The 25139-nt window shown below is 61.4% G+C and carries 28 protein-coding genes and 1 pseudogene; 13 read left to right on the top strand and 16 right to left on the bottom strand.

The window, feature by feature from the left end; genetic code table 11:
- The first annotated feature begins 282 nt into the window (after nucleotides 1–282).
- On the top strand, nucleotides 283–1326 hold the full coding sequence (locus tag OR16_RS17580) for a YncE family protein (RefSeq protein WP_006159289.1): 1044 nt from the start codon (nucleotides 283–285) through the stop codon (nucleotides 1324–1326).
- A 598-nt stretch (nucleotides 1327–1924) separates the two neighbouring features.
- On the opposite strand, the gene OR16_RS17585 is transcribed toward OR16_RS17580, so the two are convergent.
- The gene (locus OR16_RS17585) at nucleotides 1925–3061 is read right to left on the bottom strand and encodes an MFS transporter (protein WP_006159290.1); all 1137 of its coding nucleotides are present in this window, start codon (nucleotides 3059–3061) and stop codon (nucleotides 1925–1927) included.
- Nucleotides 3062–3309: 248 nt separating this feature from the next.
- A complete protein-coding gene (locus tag OR16_RS17590; RefSeq protein ID WP_006159291.1) occupies nucleotides 3310–3663 on the bottom strand; it encodes a cyclophilin-like fold protein in 354 nt (117 codons plus the stop codon).
- 250 nt (nucleotides 3664–3913) lie between these two features.
- Here OR16_RS17590 and OR16_RS17595 point away from each other — a divergent pair, with 250 nt between their 5' ends.
- Nucleotides 3914–4816 (top strand): LysR family transcriptional regulator, encoded by a 903-nt coding sequence (locus OR16_RS17595; protein ID WP_006159292.1) that lies wholly within the window; start codon nucleotides 3914–3916, stop codon nucleotides 4814–4816.
- Between the two features lie 516 nt (nucleotides 4817–5332).
- On the opposite strand, the gene OR16_RS41425 is transcribed toward OR16_RS17595, so the two are convergent.
- Nucleotides 5333–5791, bottom strand: coding sequence for a MarR family winged helix-turn-helix transcriptional regulator (locus tag OR16_RS41425; RefSeq protein ID WP_081488808.1), 459 nt, complete (start codon nucleotides 5789–5791; stop codon nucleotides 5333–5335).
- A gap of 64 nt (nucleotides 5792–5855) precedes the next feature.
- Here OR16_RS41425 and OR16_RS17600 point away from each other — a divergent pair, with 64 nt between their 5' ends.
- On the top strand, nucleotides 5856–6149 hold the full coding sequence (locus OR16_RS17600) for a DUF1330 domain-containing protein (protein WP_006159294.1): 294 nt from the start codon (nucleotides 5856–5858) through the stop codon (nucleotides 6147–6149).
- Nucleotides 6150–6585: 436 nt separating this feature from the next.
- Here the strand turns inward: OR16_RS17600 and OR16_RS17605 are convergent, their stop codons facing one another.
- The 4 genes from OR16_RS17605 to OR16_RS17620 form a co-directional block, all read right to left on the bottom strand.
- Nucleotides 6586–7755: an IS91 family transposase gene (locus OR16_RS17605; RefSeq protein WP_043420163.1), complete on the bottom strand. Its 1170-nt coding sequence runs from the start codon at nucleotides 7753–7755 to the stop codon at nucleotides 6586–6588.
- Between the two features lie 21 nt (nucleotides 7756–7776).
- Nucleotides 7777–8652 carry a tyrosine-type recombinase/integrase gene (locus OR16_RS17610; RefSeq protein ID WP_006159296.1) on the bottom strand — a complete coding sequence of 292 codons (876 nt, stop codon included), beginning with the start codon at nucleotides 8650–8652 and terminating at the stop codon, nucleotides 7777–7779.
- Between the two features lie 247 nt (nucleotides 8653–8899).
- A complete protein-coding gene (locus OR16_RS17615; RefSeq protein ID WP_050983008.1) occupies nucleotides 8900–9748 on the bottom strand; it encodes a DUF3626 domain-containing protein in 849 nt (282 codons plus the stop codon).
- Nucleotides 9749–10108: 360 nt separating this feature from the next.
- The gene (locus OR16_RS17620) at nucleotides 10109–10651 is read right to left on the bottom strand and encodes an alpha/beta hydrolase (RefSeq protein ID WP_006159298.1); all 543 of its coding nucleotides are present in this window, start codon (nucleotides 10649–10651) and stop codon (nucleotides 10109–10111) included.
- Between the two features lie 624 nt (nucleotides 10652–11275).
- On the opposite strand from OR16_RS17620, the gene OR16_RS17625 reads away from it, so the two are divergent.
- On the top strand, nucleotides 11276–11413 hold the full coding sequence (locus OR16_RS17625) for a GntR family transcriptional regulator (RefSeq protein WP_237717103.1): 138 nt from the start codon (nucleotides 11276–11278) through the stop codon (nucleotides 11411–11413).
- Nucleotides 11374–11589 (top strand): annotated as a pseudogene (locus OR16_RS45935) (transposase); the annotation flags it as partial. The gene OR16_RS17625 and the pseudogene OR16_RS45935, both read left to right, overlap by 40 nt.
- Here the strand turns inward: OR16_RS45935 and OR16_RS17630 are convergent.
- Nucleotides 11553–12119, bottom strand: a complete 567-nt coding sequence (locus OR16_RS17630; RefSeq protein WP_006159301.1) for an antibiotic biosynthesis monooxygenase — start codon at nucleotides 12117–12119, stop codon at nucleotides 11553–11555. The pseudogene OR16_RS45935 and the gene OR16_RS17630 sit on opposite strands and share 37 nt — an antisense overlap.
- 248 nt (nucleotides 12120–12367) lie before the next feature.
- Nucleotides 12368–12529 (bottom strand): hypothetical protein, encoded by a 162-nt coding sequence (locus tag OR16_RS44100; RefSeq protein ID WP_158001368.1) that lies wholly within the window; start codon nucleotides 12527–12529, stop codon nucleotides 12368–12370.
- Nucleotides 12530–12743: 214 nt separating this feature from the next.
- On the opposite strand from OR16_RS44100, the gene OR16_RS17635 reads away from it, so the two are divergent.
- The gene (locus OR16_RS17635) at nucleotides 12744–13493 is read left to right on the top strand and encodes a carbon-nitrogen hydrolase family protein (RefSeq protein WP_043420165.1); all 750 of its coding nucleotides are present in this window, start codon (nucleotides 12744–12746) and stop codon (nucleotides 13491–13493) included.
- A 117-nt stretch (nucleotides 13494–13610) separates the two neighbouring features.
- On the opposite strand, the gene OR16_RS17640 is transcribed toward OR16_RS17635, so the two are convergent.
- The 3 genes from OR16_RS17640 to OR16_RS17650 all read right to left on the bottom strand — a co-directional run bounded on the left by OR16_RS17640 (nucleotide 13611) and on the right by OR16_RS17650 (nucleotide 15327).
- Nucleotides 13611–14090 (bottom strand): VOC family protein, encoded by a 480-nt coding sequence (locus OR16_RS17640; RefSeq protein WP_006159303.1) that lies wholly within the window; start codon nucleotides 14088–14090, stop codon nucleotides 13611–13613.
- Nucleotides 14091–14250: 160 nt separating this feature from the next.
- Entirely contained in the window at nucleotides 14251–14613 is a 363-nt protein-coding gene (locus tag OR16_RS17645) for a nuclear transport factor 2 family protein (protein ID WP_006159304.1), read from the bottom strand.
- Nucleotides 14614–14697: 84 nt separating this feature from the next.
- Nucleotides 14698–15327 carry a glutathione S-transferase family protein gene (locus OR16_RS17650; RefSeq protein WP_006159305.1) on the bottom strand — a complete coding sequence of 210 codons (630 nt, stop codon included), beginning with the start codon at nucleotides 15325–15327 and terminating at the stop codon, nucleotides 14698–14700.
- Nucleotides 15328–15461: 134 nt separating this feature from the next.
- Between OR16_RS17650 and OR16_RS17655 the strand changes: the two genes are divergently transcribed.
- Together OR16_RS17655 and OR16_RS17660 are read left to right on the top strand one after the other, a co-directional pair.
- Nucleotides 15462–16376: a LysR family transcriptional regulator gene (locus tag OR16_RS17655; RefSeq protein WP_006159306.1), complete on the top strand. Its 915-nt coding sequence runs from the start codon at nucleotides 15462–15464 to the stop codon at nucleotides 16374–16376.
- A gap of 199 nt (nucleotides 16377–16575) precedes the next feature.
- Nucleotides 16576–17568: a virginiamycin B lyase family protein gene (locus OR16_RS17660; RefSeq protein WP_043420166.1), complete on the top strand. Its 993-nt coding sequence runs from the start codon at nucleotides 16576–16578 to the stop codon at nucleotides 17566–17568.
- A 79-nt stretch (nucleotides 17569–17647) separates the two neighbouring features.
- Here the strand turns inward: OR16_RS17660 and OR16_RS17665 are convergent, their stop codons facing one another.
- The 3 genes from OR16_RS17665 to OR16_RS17670 form a co-directional block, all read right to left on the bottom strand.
- The gene (locus OR16_RS17665; RefSeq protein WP_006159308.1) at nucleotides 17648–18850 is read right to left on the bottom strand and encodes a M20 aminoacylase family protein; all 1203 of its coding nucleotides are present in this window, start codon (nucleotides 18848–18850) and stop codon (nucleotides 17648–17650) included.
- A gap of 89 nt (nucleotides 18851–18939) precedes the next feature.
- Entirely contained in the window at nucleotides 18940–19194 is a 255-nt protein-coding gene (locus tag OR16_RS44885) for a hypothetical protein (RefSeq protein WP_050983009.1), read from the bottom strand.
- On the bottom strand, nucleotides 19191–20108 hold the full coding sequence (locus tag OR16_RS17670; RefSeq protein ID WP_050983010.1) for a hypothetical protein: 918 nt from the start codon (nucleotides 20106–20108) through the stop codon (nucleotides 19191–19193). The genes OR16_RS44885 and OR16_RS17670 overlap by 4 nt, the downstream gene beginning before the upstream one ends.
- Before the next feature lie 85 nt (nucleotides 20109–20193).
- Here OR16_RS17670 and OR16_RS17675 point away from each other — a divergent pair, with 85 nt between their 5' ends.
- Nucleotides 20194–21108 (top strand): LysR family transcriptional regulator, encoded by a 915-nt coding sequence (locus tag OR16_RS17675; protein ID WP_050983011.1) that lies wholly within the window; start codon nucleotides 20194–20196, stop codon nucleotides 21106–21108.
- 109 nt (nucleotides 21109–21217) lie between these two features.
- Here the strand turns inward: OR16_RS17675 and OR16_RS17680 are convergent, their stop codons facing one another.
- Nucleotides 21218–21826: a TetR/AcrR family transcriptional regulator gene (locus tag OR16_RS17680; RefSeq protein WP_006159310.1), complete on the bottom strand. Its 609-nt coding sequence runs from the start codon at nucleotides 21824–21826 to the stop codon at nucleotides 21218–21220.
- Nucleotides 21827–21914: 88 nt separating this feature from the next.
- Here OR16_RS17680 and OR16_RS17685 point away from each other — a divergent pair, with 88 nt between their 5' ends.
- From OR16_RS17685 to OR16_RS17700, 4 genes are all read left to right on the top strand, one after another.
- Nucleotides 21915–22646, top strand: coding sequence for a hypothetical protein (locus OR16_RS17685; RefSeq protein ID WP_006159311.1), 732 nt, complete (start codon nucleotides 21915–21917; stop codon nucleotides 22644–22646).
- Nucleotides 22647–22971: 325 nt separating this feature from the next.
- Nucleotides 22972–23355 carry a DUF2946 family protein gene (locus OR16_RS17690; RefSeq protein ID WP_006159312.1) on the top strand — a complete coding sequence of 128 codons (384 nt, stop codon included), beginning with the start codon at nucleotides 22972–22974 and terminating at the stop codon, nucleotides 23353–23355.
- Nucleotides 23356–23445: 90 nt separating this feature from the next.
- Entirely contained in the window at nucleotides 23446–24489 is a 1044-nt protein-coding gene (locus OR16_RS17695; protein WP_006159313.1) for a hypothetical protein, read from the top strand.
- Nucleotides 24479–25018 carry a TlpA disulfide reductase family protein gene (locus tag OR16_RS17700; RefSeq protein ID WP_043420167.1) on the top strand — a complete coding sequence of 180 codons (540 nt, stop codon included), beginning with the start codon at nucleotides 24479–24481 and terminating at the stop codon, nucleotides 25016–25018. Before OR16_RS17695 ends, OR16_RS17700 begins: the two co-directional genes overlap by 11 nt.
- Nucleotides 25019–25139: the final 121 nt, after the last annotated feature.

The following is a 25139-nucleotide window of genomic DNA, read 5'->3' on the forward strand; positions in this document are numbered from 1 at the left end:
TTCCCCCCAAAACAATGAATTATCTAAATGGGAACTATACTTGCTTGATAAGCGGCGCGCGACGCCACGCGCCCAAACATATTTGACCATCGGCCCCAAGTAGTCGGGAGGCCGAGACGCAGAACAGCGAAAGCTGATCAAGAGGGAAACCACTTGCGCAATCTATTTGGCCCCATGTCGCACTCATGGTCCCAACATGCGTATCGACTGGCAACGGGGGCGGCCCTAGCTTTCGCCATAGCGGCGCCTACAACCCACGCCCAAGAGAATTCTCCGGCCGTAATGGACGGAACCTACCTCTATGCCGCCGTGCCCGGCGTCGGCAACCATTTTGACAAGGGTGGCGATGGGATAGTCGTGTTCGACGTCGATCATGGATTCAAATTCGTCAAGCGTATCTCGCTCCCCACCCTACGAGGCCGCCCGCCAGAGCTCGCCAAGGGCATCGTCGCAAGCATGGCGACGCGGATTCTCTACGTCGCCGAGACCAACCGGTTGATCGCACTCGATCTCGAGGCGGATAAGTTGTTGTGGATGCAGGCATATGACGGCTGGTGCTGCGACCGGCCGGACATCTCTCCCGATAACCAGGTTCTCTATGTGCCGGCTCTGGATCGTCCCGCCTGGAATGTCGTCAGCGCCCTGAACGGTCAACTGATCACGGTGCTTCCAGCCGCGGCACGCAGCCACAATACGGTTTTCTCCCCAAGAGGCGATCGCGTCTATCTGGTGCCGGAGAGTCCAACTATCTTCGTCGCGGATGCGAGACGCGCTCAGATCGTCGGCGAGATCGGCCCGTTCAGCGCGCGCGTTCGACCGATCGTGATCAATGGCACAGAGACACTTGTTTTCGCCAGCGTGAACGGCCTGCTCGGCGTCGCAGTCGGCGACCTCAGAACCGGCAAGGTCATCGCCGAAGTGAGGGTGCCGAATCAGTTCCCATGTCTCACGAATCATCCCGATCACAAGGGCGCATGCACGCACGGCGTGGCGCTCACGCCGGATGAACGGGAGGTATGGGTTGCCGACGAGAACCCCTTCGTGCACGTCTTCGACGCGAAGAGCATGCCGCCCAAATACGAGACGTCCATCGGCACACGAACCTCCGTCGGTTGGCTCAGTTGCAGCATCGACGGAAGACGCATGTACCCGTCAAGTGGCGACGTGATCGATATCGCCAGCAAGCAGGTCATCGCCGGTCTGACCGACGAAAAAGGGCGGGCGCTTGAAAGCGAAAAGATGCTGGAAATTAAGTTCGCGAAAGGAAGGCTAGTCGCCGTTGGCGATCAATGGTGCAACGGCAGGGTCGGCAGGCCGCAGAAGTGATGCCTGTGTAATAAGGCGCCGCGACTGGCCGATCTGTAGCTGCACAGTTTCCGGGCTCATTGGGGGCGGCGACTCTTCAGCACGTTAGGCGCGTTGCACAATCAATGAAATCGAAGATTTGCCCCCACCGCTTGGTCGCAGCGCCTGTCAGGTGCACAACTCGCTCCTTCGCTGCCTTCGTTAGGTGCGCGAGTGTCACGGTATTTCTGACTGCGGGGATCCAAGGCGCCGAACATTCACGCACGGTTAGCCGACTATGGCAAATGGCCGGTTTCGGTGAATCGCAATGTTCGTTGCGGATCGGAAAGCGCCGACCGGCCAGTGGCGGCACAGGTCGCTTGCCGGCCAGTTTGCGACATTGCGCGCCGAGCCGGAAAGGACCGCTTCGCATACGAAGACGGATGGAGCGGCCTCCAACGTCGCGACGACTCAGCAATTCGATTGACTGCTCCGCGTCGGGCACAAACGATGGGAGCGCGCCTTAGCTCGTGTGTCGGCTCCTGTTCACAATGGTATCCGCTCCGTCGCTTCGATAGATGCAAGACAGAACGTCTTCTTCTGCCATATCACTTCTTTTATGACGTGGTGAGCGATTTTTTTAGGCTTGCGTCTCTCCCATGCGCGCCGTCAGAACGGTCAGGGTGGCTGCCACCAATAGCAGTGCCGCGCTCGCCACGAACGTGCTTTGGTAGCCGCTGTGGTCGAACAGCAGCCCCCCCACAGTGGAGCCTAGCGCGATGGCCATCTGCACGACCGCCACCAGCAGGCCGCCGCCGGCCTCGGCGTCATGCGGGAAAGTCCTGGCCACCCATGCCCACCAGCCCACAGGCGCGGCGGTGCCCGTCAGGCCCCACAGCGCCAGCAGCGCGACGACTACTGCCATCCAGCCGCCGAAGGCGATCAAGGCTGCGGCGACGACGGCCATCACCAGCGGGATGGCAATCAGCGTCTGGTAGAAGCCCCGCTCTAGCGCCTTGCCAATGAGCATGGTGCCAATAAAGCCCGCGGCGCCAATCGCCAGCAGGATGAGCGAGAGCGTGGGCACCTGCACCCGCGTCACCCTCTCCAGGAATGGCCGCACGTAGGTGAACAGTGCGAACTGCCCCATGAAGAACAGGCTGCTGGCCGCCATGCCCAAGGCGACACCGCGACGCTTGAACAGCCCGAAGATCCGGAGGGCATTGCCAGCGCCTGTCGTGCGTGCCGGGGCCTGCATGGAAGGCAGCGTGCGCCACTGCCAGACCAGCGTGATCAGTGCCACCGGCACCAGGCACAGGAAGGCGCCGCGCCAGCCGATGACGGCACCGAGGTAGGCGCCCAGCGGCGCAGCCACCACCGTGGCCAGCGCATTACCCCCATTTAGGATTGCCAGGGCGCGTGGCACCTGAGGCGTCGGCACCAGCCGGATGGCCGTGGCTGCCGACAGGGACCAGAAGCCGCCGATGACCACGCCAATCAGCGCCCGGCCCAGCAGATAGGTGAAGTAGTTCGGCGCCAGCGCGACGATGGCGCCGGACAGGCCCATCGCCGCTGTCAGCGCCAGCAGGAGCGTCTTGCGATTCAGGCTGCCGGCCAGCGCCGCGATGAACAGGCTCGTCACCACGGCAAACGCGCCTGAGATGGCGATGCCTTGCCCCGCCATGCCTTCGGTGATATGCAAGTCGGCAGCCATCGGCGTGAGTAAGCTAACGGGCATGAACTCCGAAGCGACCAGCGCAAACGCGCAGATCGACATAGCGAAAACGCCGCTCCAGGAGGCGGATGGCTCCCTGGTTTCACGCGGAGTGTCAGTGTCGCCTATGGAGTCGGCGGATACTTGGACAGTCATGGAATATTCGGTTATGTCTTGATATGGACGAGCAATGCTGTGCCTGGAAGTCAGGGCGGAAGCGGTATGACGATGGGTGTCAGTCGCCGAAGGAGACCGAGGGACGCCAAGGTCTCCAGTTGCTGCTGTATTTGCCGGTTGTGCGATCTGAGGTATCAGTCCTCGACGCGCTCGATCCGCACCTTGTATAGCCCGGGCTTGGCCAGAACGGATAAGCCCTCGTCCACTTTGCCCAGCGGCAGAAGGCTTCGCGAGTAGGTGCGGCCTTGGATAAAAATCGCCAGGTTTCCCCAGGGCGCGTAGTGGGTCAGTTCACCGGCCACAGGCGCCATGCCGTCCGGCGCACCCTGCGTAGACAGCTTGCGCGGCAGGTTGGACACGCGCTCGATGGTGGCGTAGTCCACCATCGTGAGAGACAGCGGAAGTAGCGCCGCGAAATCGCGCGCCGTGGCGTTGTCGTACAGCGTGGCGGTGGCGCTTTGGCCATCGACGGTCAAACGAATCTTCATCGAGAACTCCTTCGAGGGCGCGGCCGATGGCCGGGCTACTGAATGACCCGGGGAGCATGCAGTCAGCCCTAGGCGCGAGCTGGCAAGCAACATCAGCATTCCAAGCCGCAACCGGCACCCAGGGAGAGGAGCGAGCTTTTTCATGCCATGAATCTTGGCAAATGAGCTTTCGCTTGACTAGCTAATGAGCTAATGAATACTTAAAGATTATATAAGGTAGGCTAATCAATAGTTCTTTGGAGGCTGGATCATGGTCAGGCGCAACCTCAACGATCTCCTGTCCTTCGTCACAGTGGCGCGGGAAGGCAGCTTTACCCGTGCTGCCGCATTGCTGGGCGTTACGCAATCGGCGCTAAGTCAGGCCATCAGCGGCCTGGAGACACGGCTTCAGATCCGATTGCTCATGCGCACGACGCGCAGCGTTTCGCCCACGGCAGCCGGAGAGCGTTTGCTGAACGCCATTGGCCATCGCTTGGACGAAATCGACGCAGAGTTGGACGAATTGACGGCGTTGCGCGACAAGCCCGCGGGCACGGTGCGTATCACCTGTGGCGACTACGTGCTGCACAGCGTGTTGCTGCCCAAACTCACCCCACTACTGCGCGAGTACCCGGACATCAGGCTGGAGTTCGACGTCAACTACGGCCTGCGCGACATCGTGGCAGATCGCTTCGACGCAGGCGTGCGGTTGGGCAAGACCATCGACAAGGACATGATCGCAGTGCCCATCGGGCCACCTCTGCGCCTGGCAGTGGTGGCATCGCCGGGCTATTTTGCTACCCACCCCATTCCGAAGACGCCGAATGATCTCATGGCGCACCAGTGCATCAATCAGCGTATGCCCACTTCCGGAGGGCTGTACGTCTGGGACTTCGAGCGCCGTGGCCGGAGGGTCAATGTGCGTGTAGAGGGCCCGCTGATCTTCAACACCACGCAGCCGCAGGTGGACGCGGCGCTCGCCGGATTGGGTATAGCTCTACTGCCAGAAGATGAACTGCAGCCGCACATCGACGCTGGCCGGCTCACGCGCGTGCTGGAGGACTGGTGCCCGAAATTTGAAGGCTACCACCTGTACTACCCAAGCCGGCGTCAACCATCGCCCGCATTTTCGCTGGTAGTGCAAGCATTGCGTTTTAGTGGAGTTGGACGCTAGTACCCTCTGCCGCCCTCTAGCCCTCCCAACCGCTACGCGCAGTCGCAGCGCGTAGCGGCATGGCTGGCATGAGTGTTAGGCAGTGCTTATGCCATCGGCCGTTGACGGATTCGTTGCAGCAGCGACTTCCTGGTGGATTGGGTGCGTAACCGCTTCCTAAGGGATTGGATCGGTTGTTCAGCAGTAGCGTTGCGGCCCTGGGCCTTCTCGCATCTCAAGTCGGTAACCGTTCAACGGCAGTTCAAGTCAGAGAGCAGACATTGCAGCCTCGCAGTCCCAACGGCCGAGTTGGGTCGGCTACGGCCGACCGCCCCTCAATCCTGGCCGTCGCAACCGGCCACGAGCGGTCATAGCTGTAAAGCGCGAAATGTTCTCCATAGCGTTCGTTGGTGGCGTCTATTTCGGACAAAAAACGGTACCTAACACAGTGCACAATCCAGGATCACCGCACGTACGCGAATTTTCGTTGACTAGCCTTTCTGAGGTTATCTCGAGCCTTGTCCCACAAATGTCATTTTATGTACATGAGGATTCTGCGGCCTCGGCCAGTTCCGCCATTGCCTGCCTTGCCGAACGAAGTTCTTCGTCGCCCATGCGACGGGCGAGTTCCGCCTTGGCCCAATTCCACACCGGGAACGCATCGACCACGAGTCGACGCCCAGATGGCGTCAGAGCTAGCCGCTTTCCAGCGCGGCCACGCCCGCCTTCAGCGCGGACCAAATCTCGGCTCTCCAGATTCTGAACATTTCGGCTGAGGGTAGTCGGATCGACCCCAGCCCTATCCGCAAGCTCGACGAGCGTCGCCCCCTCGGTCGCACCGATCCCAACCAAGAGGCTAAATTGCTCGGCCGTCAGCCCGAGCGGCTTGAAGCAGGCATTGTAATATCGCGTGAGTGCACGCGCCGTTGCACGAGCCTGGAAGCCCGGACACTCCGCTGCGACACCCTTCAAAGATTCTGGATCAAAACCGTTCACGTCTACCTCCTTGACAACCCCATCCTAGCATAATAGTGTATATGCATTATTAAGAGGAGGCACAATGCCGGCATACGTACACGTCAATCTACGCGTCATCGACTCCGCCAAGCAGGCCGCGCTCGCTCCGCGCTTTCAGGCGGCGCTAAAAGAGGCGGGCGGGCGGATTCTACATTTCGGTCCTGTTGCGCAGATTCTAGAAGGGGATGAGGTGCCGCTGCCGATGGCCGGCGTGTTTGAGTTTCCGACTCTCGCCCAAGCGCTAGCCTTCTACAATTCCGAGAGGTATGCGCCGATCAAGGCCGAACGTCGGGAAGCCCAGCAAGCGCGCATGTTCATAGTCGAAATGCACTCGTGAGTGACCGCTTTCGGAGGGCGTGATGGTCCGGAATGGGTCGCGACGAGTCGACCGGCCCGGCACTGGCAGAGGTCGCCTCCCGTTTAGGGTTGTTCGATGCCTGCCGTCACCCGCAGGAATGTGAGTGTGCCACCGCGCGTTACTGGCAGGCGTCGAACAAGCCTCGATGGAGGAAACCGCGGAGTGCTCCGAGGCGGTCGGAGTGTTGGGGGCTATGGCGATTGATAGGCCGGGATGCCCAGCGGTGCTGGAGGATGCGCAGTCAAATGGGATGCTGGATAGAACCTGGTGCGGTGACGAGGCGGTCCAGTCGCGCGATCGTGAGGATGAAGCGGACGTGCGAGGGGCTGCGCGAAGCGGCAAGTGCAAACGTCCACTCGTAGGCCGCGTTGCCGCAAAGCCGACGGTCGATTTGCCCGTCCAGAAAGCGTGGTGCTCATGTCTGGCCTCGCCGCTTGGGTGGTGCGCGAATGGGCGCAGTGCGTTCCAGGATCTCGATGACGATCATCGGCGCACCGCAGTGCCGGCAGACGAAGACCGCAGGGATAGCAACCCCGGGATCGTCGGGCTGGGTGTCGGGCTCAGGCATGACGTCCAGCAGTTCACGGGCCTTCGCGAGACTGGCGCGGCGCACCGGGTTGGCGAGCAGGCCGTAGTGCCGGATGCGATGGAAGCCGGCGGGCAGCACATGGAGCAGGAAGCGGCGCATGAACTCGCCGGTTTCGAGCGTCATGATCTTGTGGCGGGTGCGTCCCTTTGCGCGGTAGTCCTTCCAGCGGAAGGTGACACCGCGTTCATCGAAGGCGACCAGGCGCTGGTTGGAGATCGCCACCCGGTGTGTGTAGCGTGAGAGATATTCAAGTACGGTGTCTGGTCCGGCAAAGGGACGCTTGGCGTAGACGACCCACTCGCAGGTGCGCAGCGGCGCAAGCCACCGTGCAAAGGTAGCCGCATTGGCAAGCTCCGTGTATTCGCCGAAGAACTGCAACTGGCCACGCTGGTGAGCGGATTCGAGCGCTTCGAGGAAGCGGCGCCGGAACAGACGCGACAGGACACGCACGGGCAGGAAGAAGCCGGTCCGGCATGCGATCCACCGCTCACCATCGGGCGACAGGCCCCCGCCTGGGATGATGCCGTGCACGTGCGGATGATGCGTAAGCGCCGAGCCCCAGGTGTGCAGCACGAGCGTGGCGCCAATCTGGGCACCCAAGTGCCTTGGATCCGCGGCGATGGTACGGAGTGTTTCGGCGGCAATGTCGAACAGCAGCCCGTAGATCACCGTCTTGTTGTACCAGGCGATCGCGCCGACCGGTGCAGGCAGCGTGAACACCACGTGGTAGTACTCGACGGGCAGCAGGTCGGCCTGGCGCGCCTCGAGCCAACGGTGGGCGGCACTGGCCTGGCACTTCGTGCAATGGCGGTTGCGGCAGGAGTTGAAGGCGACCTCGATGCGCTCGCAACCTGAACAGCGCAGCACATGCCCGCCCAGCGCCGCCGTGCGGCACTGTTCGATGGCCGACATGACCTTCAACTGCCCCAGGCTCAGGTGTGTCGTTGCTCGCCACGCTGGTCCGTGGCTCCGGAAGATGTCCGCAACCTCCAGCATGAGGTGCTGCAGCGCGTGGGCTTACTCGGGAGGCAGGCGGTCCAGCGGGCTGGTGACCTCGTGCAGCAGGTCGGTGGCCACCTGCACGTAGAGCGCGGTGTTCTCGAGCTTCGCATGGCCGAGCAGCACCTGGATCACGCGGATGTCCACCTTCTGTTCGAGCAGGTGGGTGGCAAAACTATGCCGCAGGGTGTGCATGGACACGCGCTTGTCGATGTGCGCAGCTTCGGCGGCGGCGTGGATGGCGCGGTTCAGTTGCCGAGTGCTGAGCGCGTCGACGGGATCGAGCCCGGGAAACAGCCACCCGCCATCCAGCATCTTGCCTTGGGCCCGGGCCACGTGCCACCAGACGCGCAGGCGCTCGAGCAGCACTGGGGAAAGCATGGCGTAGCGGTCGCGGTGGCCCTTGCCCTGCTCGATGCGCAGCGTCATGCGCTGGCTGTCGATGTCAGACACCTTCAGGGCCACCACTTCGCTGGCGCGCAGACCGGCGCCGTAGGCGACCGACAGCGCGGTCTGGTGCTTGAGGTTGCCGGCCGCCTCGATGAGCCGCCGCACTTCATCGGGGCTGAGCACGACGGGTAATGTGCGGGGCACGCGCACCGGGTGCATCCTGACCATCAGCTCAGGCCGGTCGAGCGTGACCTCGAAGAAGAACTTCAGGCCGGTGATCGCGTGGTTCAGTGACACAGGCGATGTGCCGTGATCGACGAGATGCAGTTGGTAGCGCCGCAGGTCCTCGACGGTGGTGGTGTCAGGTGAGCGCCCGAGAAACCGGGCAAATTCGCGCACGATGTGCAGATAGGTGTCCTGCGTCTTCGGCGAGAGCTGGCGCATGCGCATGTCGTCGATCATGCGCTGGCGCAGTGGACTGGCGTTTGCCGGTAAGGAGGTCATGATTCGGCTCCTGTTGAAGAACGAGGCGGATTGCCTCATTCGCCAACATAGAACCTTGTGACCGGCCTCTCCCTGACCGCCACCGTATGGCCGTAGCCCCTACCGCGCGAGCGGTTTAGTCCGCCGGCCATAACAAGCCAGTCGCGACTGCCCGCACGAATGTCTGAAAAAGGGAGCTACACGGAGTTGGGATGGGGAAACTAACACGCAGACGTCATGAAAAAACACCAACGTTTGAATATTCCCATCAGTTGTCACTTACGCTCGCAATCCGGCCAAATCGGGCAACGCAGTGCCAGACCCACTTGGCCATCTGATAGTCAAGCACGACATCCCGGGCGGTACCTATCTCCAGGGGAGTGACAACGCCGTCGATGCTGATCCTCGAAATCGCTTCGGCGACAGTTGGACCGCGAAACTGTGCGCAGCTGCCAAGGTGGTCGAGAGACAATCGGAATCCGTCGTGCCACTCAAGTATGCATCCGAGAGTGAGAGCCGCTCGCTCGACGGCGGTATCACGATAGCAGGGGTCCAGTACAATCGCCTCGACATCCGCGCTGACCTGTAGTGTCCCGTGCACATGCGCTTCGATATAGTTGTCGAGTACATCATCCAGATTTGGGACGTTCGCCTTCGCCAACTCGATCAGCGACATGCGATCGCTAACACCAAAATCCCTTGGGTTTTGGACGCTGTCAGGGTAACAAAATGTCGTTCGGGAAAGTACGTGAGGACGTAATCGAAGATGGCACGAACCGAAACGCGGGGAGCCTCCTACAGGTTCGGCTCGGTAGTTCAGCGCTCCGTATTTCGGACGTAGCGCCACATCTGCCTGATCGTAAGCCCCGCCGAATATGCGGCTCTCCCAATTCCAGCGGTCGCCGCCCGGATAAGCGGTCATACCGCCATTACTCGAACCCGTTTCGAACTGCGAGCGGTATATGCCGTCGCGTGCAATTGCTTCGATGGTCGTTATCCCATCAACTGCCGTGTCTGGATGAAAGTTCAGCGTAACGCCTGTCAATTCGCGCAGTGGCAGACCATCCGATCGTTCCCGGATATGCTGCACAACTTGTTCGATAGAAGTGTCTGTCATGAGTCGAAACTGAACCTGAACATTTGCGGGAAGCGACCCGACGGCTGCCCTGACTTGATCTGCGGGATCCGGCGAAAGGCCAGGATATTCTTCCCGTAGGTATTCAATGGCCTCCTCGGCTGACCAAGGTCCCAAGGAGGCCATGTAGTCATCAATATCTTCTTGTATGTGTTGCCACGACGACCCGATTGCCTAAACTAGATTAACGCATTCAGAGGAGGATCGGATGACGCGATTCATAGAGGGAGAAGATCGGAAGCAACCCGAGCATCCGCAATGGGATGCATCAGGCTACTTTCGAATTGGCGATTCGTGCCATCCAGACCAGTTCTCCGGTCTGAGGCGGCTCCTCGCGTCCCTTCAATCCTTGCCGGAATGCTTCGCGGCCAGCTCGATGAGCTTCGCCACTTCGGCAGGATGCGAAATATAAGCGACGTGGCTGGAGTTCTTGATCTCGATCGTCTTGCTGCCGGCGCGCGAGGTCATGAAGCGTTCCAGATCAGGATTGATCGCGCGGTCTGCAGTAGCAACGACCGCCCAGCTCGGCTTCGTTCTCCAGGCTGCGTGCGTGATCGGCACCCCAAATGACTGCGCAGCCGGTATCACCTGCGAGATCGCCATAAACTTGACTTCGGCGGCGGGCACGTCGGCCGCAAAGTCTGCATGGAAGAGAGCCGGGTCAAAGTGCAGGTAGCCATCGGGTGTCGGTTTGATGGCCTGGGTGGCGGGCGGCATCTTCTTGGTCAGGTCGAGCGGGCTCTCCCCCGTGTCAGGCTGGAATGCGGCCACGTAGACGAGGCCGGCGACCTTGTCGTGGTTACCGGCTTCGGTAATGACGGCGCCGCCGTAGCTGTGGCCGACGAACCAGCACGATGTTCTTGACGGGCGCAGCGGCCGCTGCATGCGAGCTCAAAGCCGCTGCAGAGAAGGCGACCATAGCGGCGCGGATGGCATGCGAGGAGATTTTCATGATTTCGCTCCTAAAGGTGAGTGGACTAAGGTACGTCATCAGCCGGCGTGACTACGCCGGATTTACTACTCGGATGAAGGTGAAGAAGCCCTCCGTGGTGGCGTTCTGCACGCCGCTCTTGATAATAGTGGTGAAGAGTTCATAGAACTCAAGGTAGGCACCTAGCAACAATAACAACACCAGACTCCAAATGCTGCGCGTCGCTGGGAGGCGGTCGATTCTGGCGGCCAGCTCGCCGGCACTGATACGAGCGCCGGTGGCTTGCGTCTACGCGGCCGCGGACAGCGTCTGATCGGTCTTGGTGTCTCCGTCTATCTACGTGGATACCCGGCTCAAGCCGTCGCCCCAGTTAATGTTATAATGTTATTATGATATCATATATGTAGAACAACAAGTGGAAGTTAGGCTAAGCGCCTGCCGGCAAGGGAGATTCGCTACAAACGACATCGAATGCGAACTAGAGTGCGCTAGCACGTAGCCTTGGCACGTCTTTGCACCGCCGGATGTTCACCGTGCTGCCTGATCAGATCGTCCGCGGTCAGTGCCGCACGGGAGCGATGATCCCGAAGGAAGAGGGGTTGTGTGCCGTATTTTGCGTGCCGCGCATTGCAGTGCGGCGCGCATTGGCCGATCTGGAAGCGGAGGGTTTGGTGCAAAGCTCGCCCGCAGTGTCCATGAGAACGCGCGTGATGTAGCACGGAAGCTCGCGGTGACACCGGAGTGCAGGCGATCACGCCGGGAGCGAAAGAAGATCGAGATGTAATTCGCTTATCTGAAACGGATCCTGAAGCTGGAGCGCTTGCGGTTACGAGGTCTGACCGGAGTACGCACTGGTCATTTGAACAGCCAGTGCGCAACGAGCCGTGTGTAGCGCGGCATCACCACGTAAACCATCAGAAACACGATTGCCGCCGTCACGGCTGCCTTGTCGATGAACGAGTCATGGGCGAAGCCGAGGCGCGTGAGCGCCGGCACGACGCCCCATGGTACGACGATGCTGAGCGGCAGGATGGCGCTCCACGTGATGAGCCACTGCTTCCAAGCGGTCGGGATCTTGACCGGCGCGTTCTTTGGCGCGAACCAGAAATCGAGGCCAGTCCTGATCTCGTATCGGTCGCCTTGCCGCAGCGATGGCCGCATTCTCTCAATATGTTGGCGGCGCACATCAGACTCCATCCAGGCGTTGAGGCTTTTGAAGTCGGCGAAGCGGACGATGCTCGCATACTCGCGGCTCGTGCCGACCGGACGGATCACATCGGTGTTCAGGTAGCCGGAAAACTTGGAGCATGCGGCCCGGATGTCCGCGAGCCACGTTTCGTACTGCTCGGCGGCGCCGGGTTCGACCTCGTGGACAATGATGCTCGTCACAATTTCCTGCGGATTGAAGGTGGTCGGGTTCATCGTGCTCCCGGCATAAGTGGGCCCTTTTCTAACGGACTCGGAAAACAGATCAATAGCCTGGCAGCTCACGGAGCGTTAAGCGCCTGCATTGAGGACGTTCATGTCGGTGGATGCGCTGGTTCTGCTGGAGTATCTTCGCAAAGGGTCTGATATACCAATCATCCTTTGGTATGGTCGGACGGCCCGGCGGCATCTCGGGATGCGCAAAGTCAACGGGTACACAGAGACGGCGCAGCACAAGCGGCAAGTCAATCCATGCGCGCGGGCAAGGCTTCGGCCAGCGCATCCGCCGCCAGCCACACCTTGTGTGACAGGTGTGGTGTCTGCAGCCGCGTGGCGTAGAGACTGCCGGCCAGAACGCGCTCGCGGATCAGCCAATGTCGCCTCCTCTCGGCTGGCGCCTTCTTCAAGGGCGGTTGGGATGGAACGCTATCCCTTGAGATGTCTGACCTCCAATTCGATCATTCGACATCCGAGTGGAAATCCTCGACAATCTCCACACTTTGGTTTGGTTGCATTGCGTTGCCGCCTTGGGGGCCTGCGAGACAAGGGGCAATGTGATACGACGAACACCGTGTCGTATTTCCCGATGTCCTGTCCAAATTTGCCGATTGGAATCCTACGATGCCCGGACCATTCGCTGTAGCTGCAGCCCAATCCATTTCTGTTCCCGGTGACGTCAGGCGAAACGTCGAATTGCATCTGGCGTTTCTACGCGAGGCTGCCGTGAGGCACGCGCGCCTCGTCGTGTTTCCCGAGCTTTCCCTGACTGGATACGAAAGCAGCCTTGCGAAGGAAGTGGCGATCCACGACGACGACACACGCCTCATACCACTCCGGGACGAATGCGTTCGAAGCAGGCTGACCGCCGTTGTGGGCGCTCCCTTGCGTTTCGGCGACGGGGTACGAATCGGGGCGCTGACGTTGACGTCGAACGGCAAAATCTCCAGCTATACCAAGCAATACCTGCATCCAGGAGAAGACACGACGTTTGTGCCCGGATCGGGCGGGCCGCCATTTTCCGTCGATGGCGAAATCATCGCGCTCGCCGTTTGCGCGGACACGGGCCATTTGGAGCATGCGGCTCAGGCGTCCGCCACGGGCGCGAACCTGTATGCGGTGGGCGCTCTGATCACCGCGAACGGCTATGCGACAGACACCGCATTGCTTCAGCAATATGCAACACAGCATCGTTTCGCCGTGCTGATGGCCAACCACGGCGGAGATACCGGCGGATGGTCGCCGATAGGCAAAAGTGCATTTTGGGACGAGAAAGGTAGCCGCATCGTCGCTGCCGACGGACCTGGCGCCGCGCTGGTGATCGCAAGCAGGACGGACGTCGGCTGGCACGGTGAAGTCGTTTCGCTGCGATGAAACATTCGAATGACTCGACCGGTTGAACCCACAACCAGAACCAATCGGTCAGCCATCCCCTCAGACCTGAACAGCAAAGGACGTCCGGGACGCGTTCCATCAACCTGCGGATAGGTTTCAGCCCAGCCGTGCCGCCTCTATCGCGGCGATGTCGATCTTCGTCATGGTCATCATCGCTTCGAATGCGCGCTTGGCCGCCGCGCGATCGGGGTCGGATATTGCCGCGATGAGGGCGCGCGGGGTGATCTGCCATGACAATCCCCATCGGTCCTTGCACCAGCCGCATGCGCTTTCCTGGCCGCCATTGCCGACGATTGCGTTCCACAAGCGGTCGGTTTCGGCCTGGTCGTCCGTTGCGATTTGAAAAGAGAAGGCCTCGTTGTGCTTGAAATGCGGGCCGCCGTTCAGCCCGAGGCAAGGGATGCCGACGACGGTGAACTCAACCGTCAGGACATCGCCTTGCTTGCCGTCGGGATAGTCGCCCGGTGCGCGGTGGACGGCGCCGACAGCGCTGTCGGGGAATGTTTCGGCATAGAAGTTTGCGGCGTCAACGGCGTCGGCTTCGTACCACAAACAGATCGTGTTCTTGCTGGTCATTTCGAGTCTCCTGAAGAGTTGAGCACCGGCATCCGCCACCGTCAGGATAACTCCAATCGTTGACATCATAGCCTCGGAAACGCAACCAGCTTCTCCACCTCGCGCGGCCCGGGAGGAATCACTTCGTCGATCCGAGTGAGCCAGCGCGGTGGCGACCCGTTCAGGGCAGCGGGTCGAAGAAGAGATAAACGGCGGCTATGCGGCCTTCGCGGGCAATGATGAAGTCAGTTCCAGCGTAAGCGGGAGCCTCGCCTGGACGGCCGGATACCCATCGGATCCGCCCGCCATCGCCCAACACTTCGGGCTCGGCGATTGGCTGGTACTGGAAGTCAGGGTGGGTTGCCTTGATCTCGCCCGCGATTCGATCGATCTCGTTACGGCCGCGGAAGATGCCGGTGTTGGGGTCATGGAATACGCAATCCTCGATGAAGATTTCATCGATGACCGCGCGCCGACGCGCGGGATCGCTCTCACCGAAGACGTCGAGATTGCGCCTCAGTAGTGTTGAAATGCTGTTGGACATGGGTTGCCTCCTTCAGGCAGGTAGTTGTCTATCAACCGCCTATCACTGTAGATCGATGCTAGCTACAGCGACGCGGTGGTCGGATTACTGAGCAAGCGCCAAGGTCTTTTCGATGCCTCTGGCGACGGCAGGTCGAGCCGAGATCTCGGCGTACCATCGCGCGACGAATGGGAACTTGTCGAGGGTCGCGCCGACGGCCTGATGGCGCCACACCCACCCGAAATGGGCGATGTCCGCAATGCTGTAGGCGTCACCTGCGACGTACGGTTGATGCTGAAGGCCGTGATTGAGCACGCCCAGTGCCCGCTCAACCTCCGATAGCGCGCGCGCTTGGGCCTCGGGTTGGGGCGACGACTGATTCGCGACCAGAAACGCTTGGAGGAACGCAGGGCTAAGGCCGGACGCGTGGAAGAAGAGTTGCTCGAAGACCTTGCCCCGGCGGGGGCCATTCTTCGGAAGAAGTTGTCCGGTCTTCTCAGCAAGGTAGACCAGGATCGCGGCGGATTCGCTGAGGACCACATCGCCGTCTCCGAGAACGGAGCGGTCGATGAGAACGGGGACTTTCGCGTTGGGATTCATCGCCTTGAAGGCGTCGGTCCTCTGCTCGCCCTGGCGCAGGTTGACGGGAACGAGCCGATAGTCGAGCCCCATCTCTTCCAATGCGATCGGGACTTTGACGCTGTTGGGCGTGGGGAATGCGAGAACTTCAATCATTGTCGTATTTTTTCCTTGTGGCGGACTGGAGCGGCCCAAGCCGCTCCGGGATCCCAGTGGGGTAAGACAAATTTATGGCGGTATGCTATTTTTTGAAATAGAAATGATTGAAAACCATCGTTGCAGGATTGTCGATGTCAAAGCTCCCGGATTTCGAAGGGCTAGCGATGTTCGCGAAGGTCGCCGAAGAAGGCTCGTTCGCTGCGGCGGCCACGGCCATGGGTGTCTCGGTCGCCACTGTCTCTCGGGCCGTTACCCGCCTTGAAGAGCGGCTCGGGGGCCGGCTGTTCAACCGTACCTCCCGAAGACTGGCACTCACGGACTATGGCCACACACTCGCCGAACGAGCGGCGAAAATCTATGCCGATGCCGAGGAGGCCGAGGATTTCGCCCGTGAGACGTCAAGCCGACCGCGCGGTCTGGTCAAGCTCGCTGCGCCGTTCACTTTTGGCGCTCGGTGGGTAGCCCCGCTGTTGCCCGAGTTCTTCCGGACCTACCCGGATATTTCCGTGGATCTTCATCTCACGGATGCCCATGCCGATCTGATTGGCGAAGGCTTCGATGCCGCCCTGCGCATCGCCATCATGGAAGATTCATCGCTCGTCGCGCGTCACATTGCACATGTGCGTCGGTTTGTCGTGGCATCCCCCGCCTACCTGGCTCGCTATGGTCGTCCGCAGCACCCGCAAGATCTGAGCGCCCACCAGTGTCTTACTTACATGAACAGGAGTAAGCGCGATGTTTGGCGCTTTACCCACGAAAGTGGCGAGGAATGCGCGGTTGCACCAAGCGGGGCGTTGCGAGGAACGAGCGTGGAAGCTTTGCTGCCCGCTGTCCTCGCGGGACTTGCCATCACTGAGATCCCTGAGTTTGTTGCGACGCAGTATTTTTCCGACAATCAACTTGAACCGATCTTGACTGACTGGCGCTTGCCCGAAGGCGGGCTTTATTTCGTCACGCCCACTGCCCGTGCGCGACCGGCAAAGGTTAGCGCGCTGGCCGACTTCTTCATCGCCAAGCTGACCACGGCAGATTGGCGCGCAAAGTGATGGCGTGATGCGTGTCCAGGAGCACGGCACTTGGGAGACATCTAGTTCGATGTGCGCAAGTCGAGCAGCACCTTGCCACCCTTGATTGCGTGAGCGACGGCCTTTGGGCAGTCCGCTTGCTGAAGACGGATCATTGGGCACGGGCGCTTACCGGACCGTGCAAAAACTATAATAAGGCGTCATCAGGAAGGAGGCGGCAATGCGCGCACCGGCTCTCTCAACGGTACTCGCTGCGTGCGTTCTGGCTGGAGTTGCCTCTCTGGCTGGCGCCCAGGGGGCCGCATCGGTGCGCATCCAGAGCTACGCGGTGCCGGCCGGCGCGCATCCCCATGACGTAGCGCCCGCCCAGGATGGCTCCGTGTGGTACACGGCCCAGCCACTTGGCGCGCTCGGGCGGCTGGATCCGGCGACCGGCAAGACCACGCACATCCCGCTCGGTCGCGATGCCGCGCCGCACGGCGTCATCGTCGGGCCGGACGGAGCGGCCTGGATCACGGACGGTGGCCAGAACGCAATCGTACGAGTCGACCCCGCCACGCGCGCCTTGAAGCGATTCCCCCTCCCAGCCGGGCACCCGAATGCCAATTTGAACACCGCCGTGTTCGACGCGCAGGGGCACCTTTGGTTTACCGGGCAAAACGGCGTTTACGGGGAACTCGACCCCATAGGCCGCATACGTATTTTTGATGCCCCTAATGGGGCGGGGCCATACGGCATCACCATCACACCAGGCGGCGATGTCTATTACGCTTCACTGGCTGGCAACTATATTGCCCGCATCGATAAGGCTACCGGCGCCGCGCATGTCATCGTGCCGCCCACGCCGTACGCGGGCCCACGCCGCATCTGGTCGGACTCCAAAGGCACCTTGTGGGTCAGCGAATGGACCGCCGGCAAGCTTGGCGCCTACGATCCAGCCACCGAGCGCTGGCGCGAGTGGCGCCTGCCCGGTGACGGCCCTCACGCTTATGCCGTGTATGTCGATGAACGAGACAAAGTGTGGCTAAGCGACTGGGGCGCGAATGCCGTCTTGCGCTTCGATCCGCAAACTGGTCGCTTTGAGCGCTTCACCAGTTCGCGGCCGCACGCCAACGTGCGGCAAATGCTCGGCCGCCCGGGCGAAGTCTGGACGGCTGAGTCGGGGACTGACCAGTTGGTCGTCTATCGTTTCAAGGAGGGGGCGCGGGAGTAGTCGCGAACCGACATTATCTGCAACCGACCAAACTCGGTCCGGCGGTCAGCGGCTATAACCTGAGAGCGCGGGGTGATCGTCAGGTCGTCGAGCGATCCGGGTCGAGATAGCGCTCAACGAGCCGGGACCAGAACGCAGCGCCTACCGTAAGGTTCTGATTGTTGAAGTCGTAGTGCGGACTATGCAGGCCCCGTCCATGATCGGCAGGACCGTTCCCGATGCGCAGAAAACAACCCGGACGCGCTTGCAGCATATAGGCGAAATCCTCGCTGCCCATGAGCATTTCCATGTTGTCGTTCACTGCGTCGCTCCCTACCAGCTCCCTGGCGACCTCGATGGCGAAGCGCGTCTCTTCGTCGGTATTGCTGACAACCGGGTACCCTTCGACATAGTCGATGATCGCGTCGACTTCGAAGCTCTTGGCTTGGGCATTCACGAGCGCGACGATCCTGTCCTTCAGCAAGGCTCGAACGGCCGGGTCAAACGATCGTACGCTCAAGCTCAGCTCGACCTGGCCGGGGATAACGTTGGGGGCTTCTCCCCCCGCGATTTTCCCGACCGTGATCACGGCCGCCTTCGTCGGGTCGACGTTTCGCGCAATAATGGTCTGCAACCCCATCACAATGCTGGATGCGGCGACGATGGGATCGTGGGCGAGATGCGGCCTGGCCGCATGCCCGCCCTGGCCGACGATCTTGATATATACGCGATCGCCTGCCGCCATGAATGCGCCCGAGCGAAACATGAACGTGCCGGCTGGCTTGCCCGGGTGGTTATGCAAGGCAAAGACGGCGTCGCATGGGAACCGCTCGAAAAGCCCCTCGGCAACCATCAGCTTGGCGCCGCTGTCGAACCCGCGTTCTTCCGCCGGCTGAAAGATCAGGTTCACCGTGCCGTCAAACCGCCGCGTTTGCGCGAGATGCTTCGCCGCGCCCAGTAGCATTGCCGTGTGGCCATCATGGCCACACGCATGCATTTTCCCGGGATTCCTGCTCGCGTGTGCGAAGGTGTTCGCTTCATGAATCGGCAACGCGTCGAGATCGGCCCGGATGCCGATCGTGCGGCGACCGTTGCCTACCGTGAGCGTTCCGACCAGCCCCGTCTTCGCGATATGCCTGTGAACCTGAAAACCGTAGGCTTGCAGCCGCTCGGCCACGAGATCCGAGGTCTCGTTCTCGCTGAAAGCCAGTTCCGGGTTGCAGTGCAATTGATAGCGCAAGCGTGCGAGATCCGGCTCATGCGGCGCCATATCGGTCAGGGATGTAAAAAGCTTGAACGGCATTGAGAGTCTCTACGAACGATGGGTTGAGGACGACGGTTGCGCGGCGCCATGGGCTGTCCTTGCGTCGACGCGGGGCGAGCTGCGACGGCTCAGAACGGTCCCCAATGAATAAGGACACCGACTATCAATGCGCCAATGCAGACGACGCCCCACAGCAGGATGAGCGGCATGACGAATCGCACCCATTGTCCGTAGGGAATCCGCGCGGTCGCGAGCACGGCCATCAAGACCCCGGACGTTGGATTGAAGCAATTCATGATCCCTTCGCCCAGGAGAACGGCTTGCACGGTGACCTGGCGCGTCAGGTGAAGGGCGTCTCCCAGCGGCGCGAAAATGGGGATCAATGCCGCCGACTCCCCCGACCCTGACGAGATCGCAACGTCGGATCAGTTTTCCCGTACCCCCCCCAGGTGGGCCGCACTCTGCAGATCAGACCCGAGCCAATGGCGATGATCATGAACATCGAGATCATCTCGACCTCGCCCCAGTGCAGTTCTATGGCGCCGAAGACAAAGGTACAGAGCGCGACGGTGGATAAGGTGATCGCGGCGATCTGCCGCCACGTCAGCCGTGTGGTGCTTTCCACCGGCACAGTCGTGATGGCCTCCTCATCGGCGATCAGGAATCTCGGCGCAAGCGGATTCCGCCGATATGCCCGGACCTTGAGAATGAGGAATCCCATCGTCGCAATGACAAAGAGGGCGTACACCACGGCGCGAAACCCGATCCCGGAGAACATGGGCAATTCCGCCAGGCGTTGCGATATGCCCGTTGTCGCCGGATTGAGAACGGCACTGTTGAAACCCGAATATGTCCCCAGGTAGATGAAGGCCACGCCGAAGACGGCGGGCAGGCGCAACGAACGCGCGATCAGGAGGCCCAGCGGCACGAACGCCACCACCGAATTGGTGACTACGCCCACGGTCCCCAACAGCGAGAAGATGATGCAGACGGTGAGAATGACCGAGACATCCTGCGCATTGGATCCGGCGCCGATGCGACCGAGTGCGGCCTTTACCGCGCCGGTTTTCTCCAGCACGGCCAGTGCACCGCCGGTAAACAGAATCAGGAAGATGATCGGCGCCGAGGCGATCATGCCTTTCGCGATTGCCAGGAAGACCGCCCCGAGACCGATGCCGTTCTGCGGAACGCGCTTGAGGCTATTGGGAACCACGAAGCTGATGCCATTCTTGACCACACGGTCGAATTCACCGGCGGGAATGATCCATGTGGCGATCGCCGCGAGCAGCAGTACCATGCCTCGGAGTATGTGCCAGAAACGGAGGTAAAAGCTGACATCCGAATGTGCGAAAATGTTGCATTGGATGCAACAGGAGGCGCGCATGCCGACAGAGGGCGAGGGGATCAGCGAGCGCACGCTCGAGTACCTGGGAGCGGTGGCAAAACATGGGGGAATGCGGCAGGCCGCCGAGTCTCTGGGCGTGAACGTTTCAACCATCAGCCGGCAGATCGCATCGACGGAACGTCACCTGAGACTGTCGCTGGTGTCGCGGCGAGGGCGAAGTATCTCGCTCACGCAAGTGGGGCTTGCCGCCGTCGAGTACGGCCAGGAGCGGGAGCGTCATGCAAAGCGCTTTCGCGCACAGCTCGCCGAGTATCGCGACCTCCGACGCGGGCACGTCACGTTGGCGGCTGGTGAGGGGCTGGTCGGGAGCCTGATCTCAGTGGTGATCACACGTTTCCATCAAAAGTACCCGGATATCGCCATTGATATCCGCACGGGCGCATTGCCGGATTTGATTCGCATGGTTCGGGACGATGAGGCCGACATCTGCGTCTCGATCGGTACCTCGCGCGATCCGCTCCTGAATGCCCGCTTGTTCCAGCGCGAACCGTTGTGCGCGATCGTGCCTGTCGGCCATCCGCTAGCTTCGAGAACCTCCGTGCGCATCGAAGATCTGGTGCACGATCCGCTCATTTTCATGTCGGGCAAGTTCGCGGTGCAGGGCTACGTGAATGCCATGTTCTGGGACGCCGACCTGAGTATCACGCCGACATTCACCTGTGATCTCTTTACCGTTGCATCGTCGCTCGCTGCGCAAGGGCTGGGCATTGCGTTCATGACGAAGTGGGCGGCAAAGGAAAAAGTCGACGCCGGACTCGTGGTGGCGGTGCCGCTTCAACATCCGATCGCCAATACGTTCGATCGCTATGTGGCAACGCGCGTGGGACGAAAACTGAGTCCTGCGGCCAACTTCCTGTGGAAGGAGATAGTGCGCCTGATGTCCTCCGTCTAGCAGGCAAGGCCGGCAAGCCCGAGCTTCGCTGGATGCACAAACTGCGCAAACTGCACAAGTGCAAGGAGCCGGCCTGATGATCGGGAAGGGCGGCCCGAATGTCAGCAAATCAGGCCGATTCCGGACCGTCGCCATTCTTCAACGCGCCTCGCACGAAAGACCGCACCGCAGCCAGGATCTCACGTGCTTGCGCCGGGTCTTCCGTGGCGCGCGCGAGGATCATTCCGCCGACCATCGCCGCGAGCGCACCCGTTGCCTCGCATGTCCGTGCGTTGGGTTGCGCGGCTTGACTGCGCTGCCCGAGCCACTGCAAATAGGCGCTAACGTTTTCGCTGCAGGTGGTGCGCACCACGTCCTCATTCCGCGCGAGCTCCGTGCCGCACGCGGCAAGCACACAGCCCCGCTCGGGGTGCTCGCAGTGAACGGTGCTGAGGTAGGCGTCGGCAATTTCCACCAGCCCTGGGGGCTGCCCGTCCGCTGCATCCGCGGCGGTTCTCTCGAGAAAGGCGAATGTTTCGGCTGTCGCGTGCGCAAGCGCCTCGGCGATGAGCGCCTCCTTCGATGCAAAGTGCGCGTAGAAGCCCCCGTGCGTCAGGCCCGCACTTTTCATGATGGCTGCCACGCTAACACCGTCGGGGCCGCGCTCGCGGATTGCACTGGCCGCAGCGGCAACGATCCGCTCCCGCGTGGCCTGCTTGTGGTCTTCACTCCACGGCATGAATTCCTCCTGGTTTTATTGACAAAATATGATCGGCAACATATTTTGTCAATATGACCGGCATCATATTGTTGGACGGAGGTGTGCCATGATTGACTTGATTGGCGCGGTTGCCTTGGGGGCAGCTTCAGCGCTCGTGGTCTTTGTCTACATCCATTGGCTTGCGTTCAGCAACGGGCGACGGGGGGCCGTGGCCGGCGTCATTGGCGCGTGGTTTGCGCTGGTGGTGGCGTGTGGCGCGACCGGCGTCCTTGGCGCAGCGCACGGCATTGGACCTGCGGGATTGGGCATCGCGGTCTTGCTGCCGCTTGCGGTGTTTTCGTATTTCAGTATGCGGACAGGCATGCTCGGCGAAGCACTTGGCGCGATTCCCTTGCCGGTACTGATCGGCGTGCACGCAATGCGCTTGCTCGGCGTGTTCTTTGTTCTGCTCTTTTGGGAAGGCCGGCTACCCGCGCCATTCGCACCCGCCGCGGGCTGGGGAGATATGCTGATCGGTGCCACCGCGCTGCCTGTCGCGTATCTGGCCGCAACCAGGGCGCCGGCGTGGCGCACCGTAACGCTGGTCTGGAATGCGCTGGGGCTGTTCGATCTGGCGGACGCCATTGCGCTGGGCGCGGCTTCTGCTCCAGGCGTTCCCTTTGGTTTGGGGAGTCAGGGTGCAAACAGCGATCCGATGACGATGTTGCCCTGGATTCTTATCCCATGCTTCATCGTGCCGTTGCTCGCGCACTCGCATCTTCTGATCTTTCAGCGGCTGCGGCGTTCTGGTGCAGCCAGCGAGCAGGCTCAACCTGTGTCGCAGCCGTACAGGAACTGACGGCATCCGGGGATGCGACCGGCGTGCGGTATTACAGCGCGCGCCGCACGGGTGGCTTAATGGGCGAAACGACGACGGGTGACAGCGCGGCTGGCTTCTTGGAAGAGCGTGGCGTAGCGCACAGAGTGCGGGGAGATGCGGCGTAAGCTGACAATATGAATGGACAGGGGCAGGGGCCATTTGCGATGACATCCGGCGCAAATGCCGCTCCGGCGGCAGTGGGTGCGACGCGGTGTCACATCCCGGTCTAGCTGAGTCAAGCCCAAGACGTCCTTTCAGGCGGCGGCTCGCCACTATAATCAGCCACCCATTTTCACGACGCGACATGTCCTTCACCCGTCGGCTCGTCTTCTGGCTCGCGCTGCTGGGCATGGCGTTGCACTCGCCATGGCCGCCGATGGCCCACGGGCAAGCGGCCGGGGGAATGGTAGATCACTCGATCTGTAGTGCCAGCGGCATACGTGTCGTCTCGGTAGACGATCAAACGTCCCTCGATCAGGACGCCCCTGGCAATCACCAGAGCCTCGACGACTCCCTCTGCTGCCTGGTCTGCGCGGCCCTCGGCAGCACCGTTGCAATACCGCACGTGCCGTTTGTCTTTCAGCCTCACCTGAGGCAGCTTGGCCTTGTGCGGCCGGTGTCGCAGCCGGATGCCTATCGGCCTCCGGGCATTCTTCGCGCGACGGCCCGAGCGCCGCCCTTGGCATGATCGGCTTCGCTTGATCGCCCGCGCGCTCCACGGGCGCGCGCCCATGCCACGGGCGGACCACCGGTCCGCCCCCGTATTGCCCTGAACACCATGAATCCGATCGTTCGCGCCGGCACCGCAGGTGCCGCCTTGCTGCTTCCCCCGTTTGCGTTCGCCTGCGCCACCTGCGGCTGCTCACTCAGCGCCGATGCCGCCATGGGCTACTCTGCAATGCCGGGCTGGCGCATCAGCTTCGACTACAGCTTCATCAACCAGAACCAACTGCGCCATGGGACCGGATCCGTCCCCGCCACGCAGGCTGCCGCCATCAACGACGTTGGTGGCAACCAGGAGGTGGAGAAGCAGACAATCAACCGTTACTACAACCTGGGCCTGAGCTACAGCCCGAATAGTAGTTGGAACTTCAGCACGATCGTCCCCATCATCGACCGCAGCCACACCACGTACGGCAACGCGACCTCCGACCAACTCACGCCTGACAACGTGAGTGGTGTGACCGCCAGTGGCCTGGGCGATATCAAGCTCATCGGCACCTACCAGGGTTTCCTGCCCACCCGAAACCTGGGGGTGCAACTGGGCGTGAAGCTGCCCACGGGCGCCTACGGAGGCCAGAATGTTGCCACCGGCGCCACTGTGGGGCGCAGCCCGGTGTTCTTCTCGTCAGGCCCGAATGCGGCAGCGGGCCAGGCGCTCGACGCCAGCCTGCAGCCCGGTACCGGCAGCACCGACCTGATTCTTGGCGCGTACTATTACCAGCCGGTCAGCCAGAATTTCGACGCCTTCATCAATGGCCAATTCCAGGCGGCGGTGATGCAACGGCTGCACGACGTCAATGCGGACTATCGTCCCGGCAATCTCCTGACCGTAAGCACCGGCCTGCGCTACGTGGCCAACCCAAAGGTGGTGCCCCAACTGCAGTTCAATTTCACCCACAAGAGCGCAGACCAGGGTGCACTTGCCGATACCATCAGTACGGGAGGTAGCGTGCTCTACCTGAGCCCCGGGGTTACCGTCGCCGTGAGCGAGCATGTGCACCTGTACGCGTTTGTGCAGAAGTCAATCTATAGCAATCTTCAGGGGTATCAACTCTTCCCTCGCTGGACTGGCAACTTGGGGGTGTCCTATGCGTTCTGACCTCACGTCTCGTCGCGACTGGATCCGGAAGGCCGCCACGCTTGCCTGTGGACCGTCACTTGTTGGCTGGCACACATCGGCGAGCGCGGAGAGCCTGGCGGTGGGGCGGCCTGCGCCGCCGCTGGTGCTGCGCACGCTCGACGGGCGCACCATCGATACGCGGAGCCTGCAAGGCCGGGTAGTGGTGCTCACGTTCTGGGCGACATGGTGCGGCCCATGCCACACGGAGCTTCCTGTCTTGTCGGCCTATGCGGCGGCTCACGCCGGCGAGGGGCTGACCGTGCTCGGCTTCAGCCTGGACACGCCGGACTCGCTCGCCGACGTGCGCAAGATGGCTGCCAGCCTCGCCTTTCCGGTAGGGCTCCTGGGTAGTGCCTACGCGGGCGGCTACGGCCGGGTCTGGCGTCTTCCAGTGAACTTCACCATCGACCGCGCGGGGATGCTCGCCGATAACGGTTGGGATGATGCCAGCCCGGCCTGGACAGCCGAGCGGCTGGAGCAGGTCGTCACGCCTTTGCTGAAGCGGTAACTGGGCAGAGCCGGCTTCTTTTTGCCGTCCAGCCAAACAGGGTTCATCCCTGTCGCGACCACGCTCCCGGCATAAGTGGGCCCTTTCCCGACGGACTCGGAAAGTCGATCAATAAGCGGGC

Source organism: Cupriavidus basilensis OR16 (assembly GCF_000243095.1).
Lineage (GTDB): Bacteria > Pseudomonadota > Gammaproteobacteria > Burkholderiales > Burkholderiaceae > Cupriavidus > Cupriavidus basilensis_D.

Bases quoted from the DNA above. Each gene is read 5' to 3' on its own strand.
- OR16_RS17590 (WP_006159291.1), bottom strand. From the start codon at position 3,663: ATGAAGATTCGTTTGACCGTCGATGGCCAAAGCGCCACCGCCACGCTG.
- OR16_RS17655 (WP_006159306.1), top strand. From the start codon at position 15,462: ATGTCAAAGCTCCCGGATTTCGAAGGGCTAGCGATGTTCGCGAAGGTC.
- OR16_RS17630 (WP_006159301.1), bottom strand. From the start codon at position 12,119: ATGAACCCGACCACCTTCAATCCGCAGGAAATTGTGACGAGCATCATT.
- OR16_RS17605 (WP_043420163.1), bottom strand. From the start codon at position 7,755: ATGCTGGAGGTTGCGGACATCTTCCGGAGCCACGGACCAGCGTGGCGA.
- OR16_RS17660 (WP_043420166.1), top strand. From the start codon at position 16,576: ATGCGCGCACCGGCTCTCTCAACGGTACTCGCTGCGTGCGTTCTGGCT.
- OR16_RS17610 (WP_006159296.1), bottom strand. From the start codon at position 8,652: ATGACCTCCTTACCGGCAAACGCCAGTCCACTGCGCCAGCGCATGATC.
- OR16_RS17695 (WP_006159313.1), top strand. From the start codon at position 23,446: ATGAATCCGATCGTTCGCGCCGGCACCGCAGGTGCCGCCTTGCTGCTT.
- OR16_RS17625 (WP_237717103.1), top strand. From the start codon at position 11,276: ATGATCCCGAAGGAAGAGGGGTTGTGTGCCGTATTTTGCGTGCCGCGC.
- OR16_RS17650 (WP_006159305.1), bottom strand. From the start codon at position 15,327: ATGATTGAAGTTCTCGCATTCCCCACGCCCAACAGCGTCAAAGTCCCG.
- OR16_RS17600 (WP_006159294.1), top strand. From the start codon at position 5,856: ATGCCGGCATACGTACACGTCAATCTACGCGTCATCGACTCCGCCAAG.
- OR16_RS17645 (WP_006159304.1), bottom strand. From the start codon at position 14,613: ATGTCCAACAGCATTTCAACACTACTGAGGCGCAATCTCGACGTCTTC.
- OR16_RS17585 (WP_006159290.1), bottom strand. From the start codon at position 3,061: ATGTCGATCTGCGCGTTTGCGCTGGTCGCTTCGGAGTTCATGCCCGTT.
- OR16_RS17680 (WP_006159310.1), bottom strand. From the start codon at position 21,826: ATGCCGTGGAGTGAAGACCACAAGCAGGCCACGCGGGAGCGGATCGTT.
- OR16_RS17675 (WP_050983011.1), top strand. From the start codon at position 20,194: ATGCCGACAGAGGGCGAGGGGATCAGCGAGCGCACGCTCGAGTACCTG.
- OR16_RS17670 (WP_050983010.1), bottom strand. From the start codon at position 20,108: ATGGTACTGCTGCTCGCGGCGATCGCCACATGGATCATTCCCGCCGGT.
- OR16_RS17580 (WP_006159289.1), top strand. From the start codon at position 283: ATGGACGGAACCTACCTCTATGCCGCCGTGCCCGGCGTCGGCAACCAT.
- OR16_RS17685 (WP_006159311.1), top strand. From the start codon at position 21,915: ATGATTGACTTGATTGGCGCGGTTGCCTTGGGGGCAGCTTCAGCGCTC.
- OR16_RS17640 (WP_006159303.1), bottom strand. From the start codon at position 14,090: ATGACCAGCAAGAACACGATCTGTTTGTGGTACGAAGCCGACGCCGTT.
- OR16_RS17665 (WP_006159308.1), bottom strand. From the start codon at position 18,850: ATGCCGTTCAAGCTTTTTACATCCCTGACCGATATGGCGCCGCATGAG.
- OR16_RS17700 (WP_043420167.1), top strand. From the start codon at position 24,479: ATGCGTTCTGACCTCACGTCTCGTCGCGACTGGATCCGGAAGGCCGCC.
- OR16_RS17615 (WP_050983008.1), bottom strand. From the start codon at position 9,748: ATGACAGACACTTCTATCGAACAAGTTGTGCAGCATATCCGGGAACGA.
- OR16_RS17620 (WP_006159298.1), bottom strand. From the start codon at position 10,651: ATGCAGCGGCCGCTGCGCCCGTCAAGAACATCGTGCTGGTTCGTCGGC.
- OR16_RS17635 (WP_043420165.1), top strand. From the start codon at position 12,744: ATGCCCGGACCATTCGCTGTAGCTGCAGCCCAATCCATTTCTGTTCCC.
- OR16_RS17595 (WP_006159292.1), top strand. From the start codon at position 3,914: ATGGTCAGGCGCAACCTCAACGATCTCCTGTCCTTCGTCACAGTGGCG.
- OR16_RS17690 (WP_006159312.1), top strand. From the start codon at position 22,972: ATGTCCTTCACCCGTCGGCTCGTCTTCTGGCTCGCGCTGCTGGGCATG.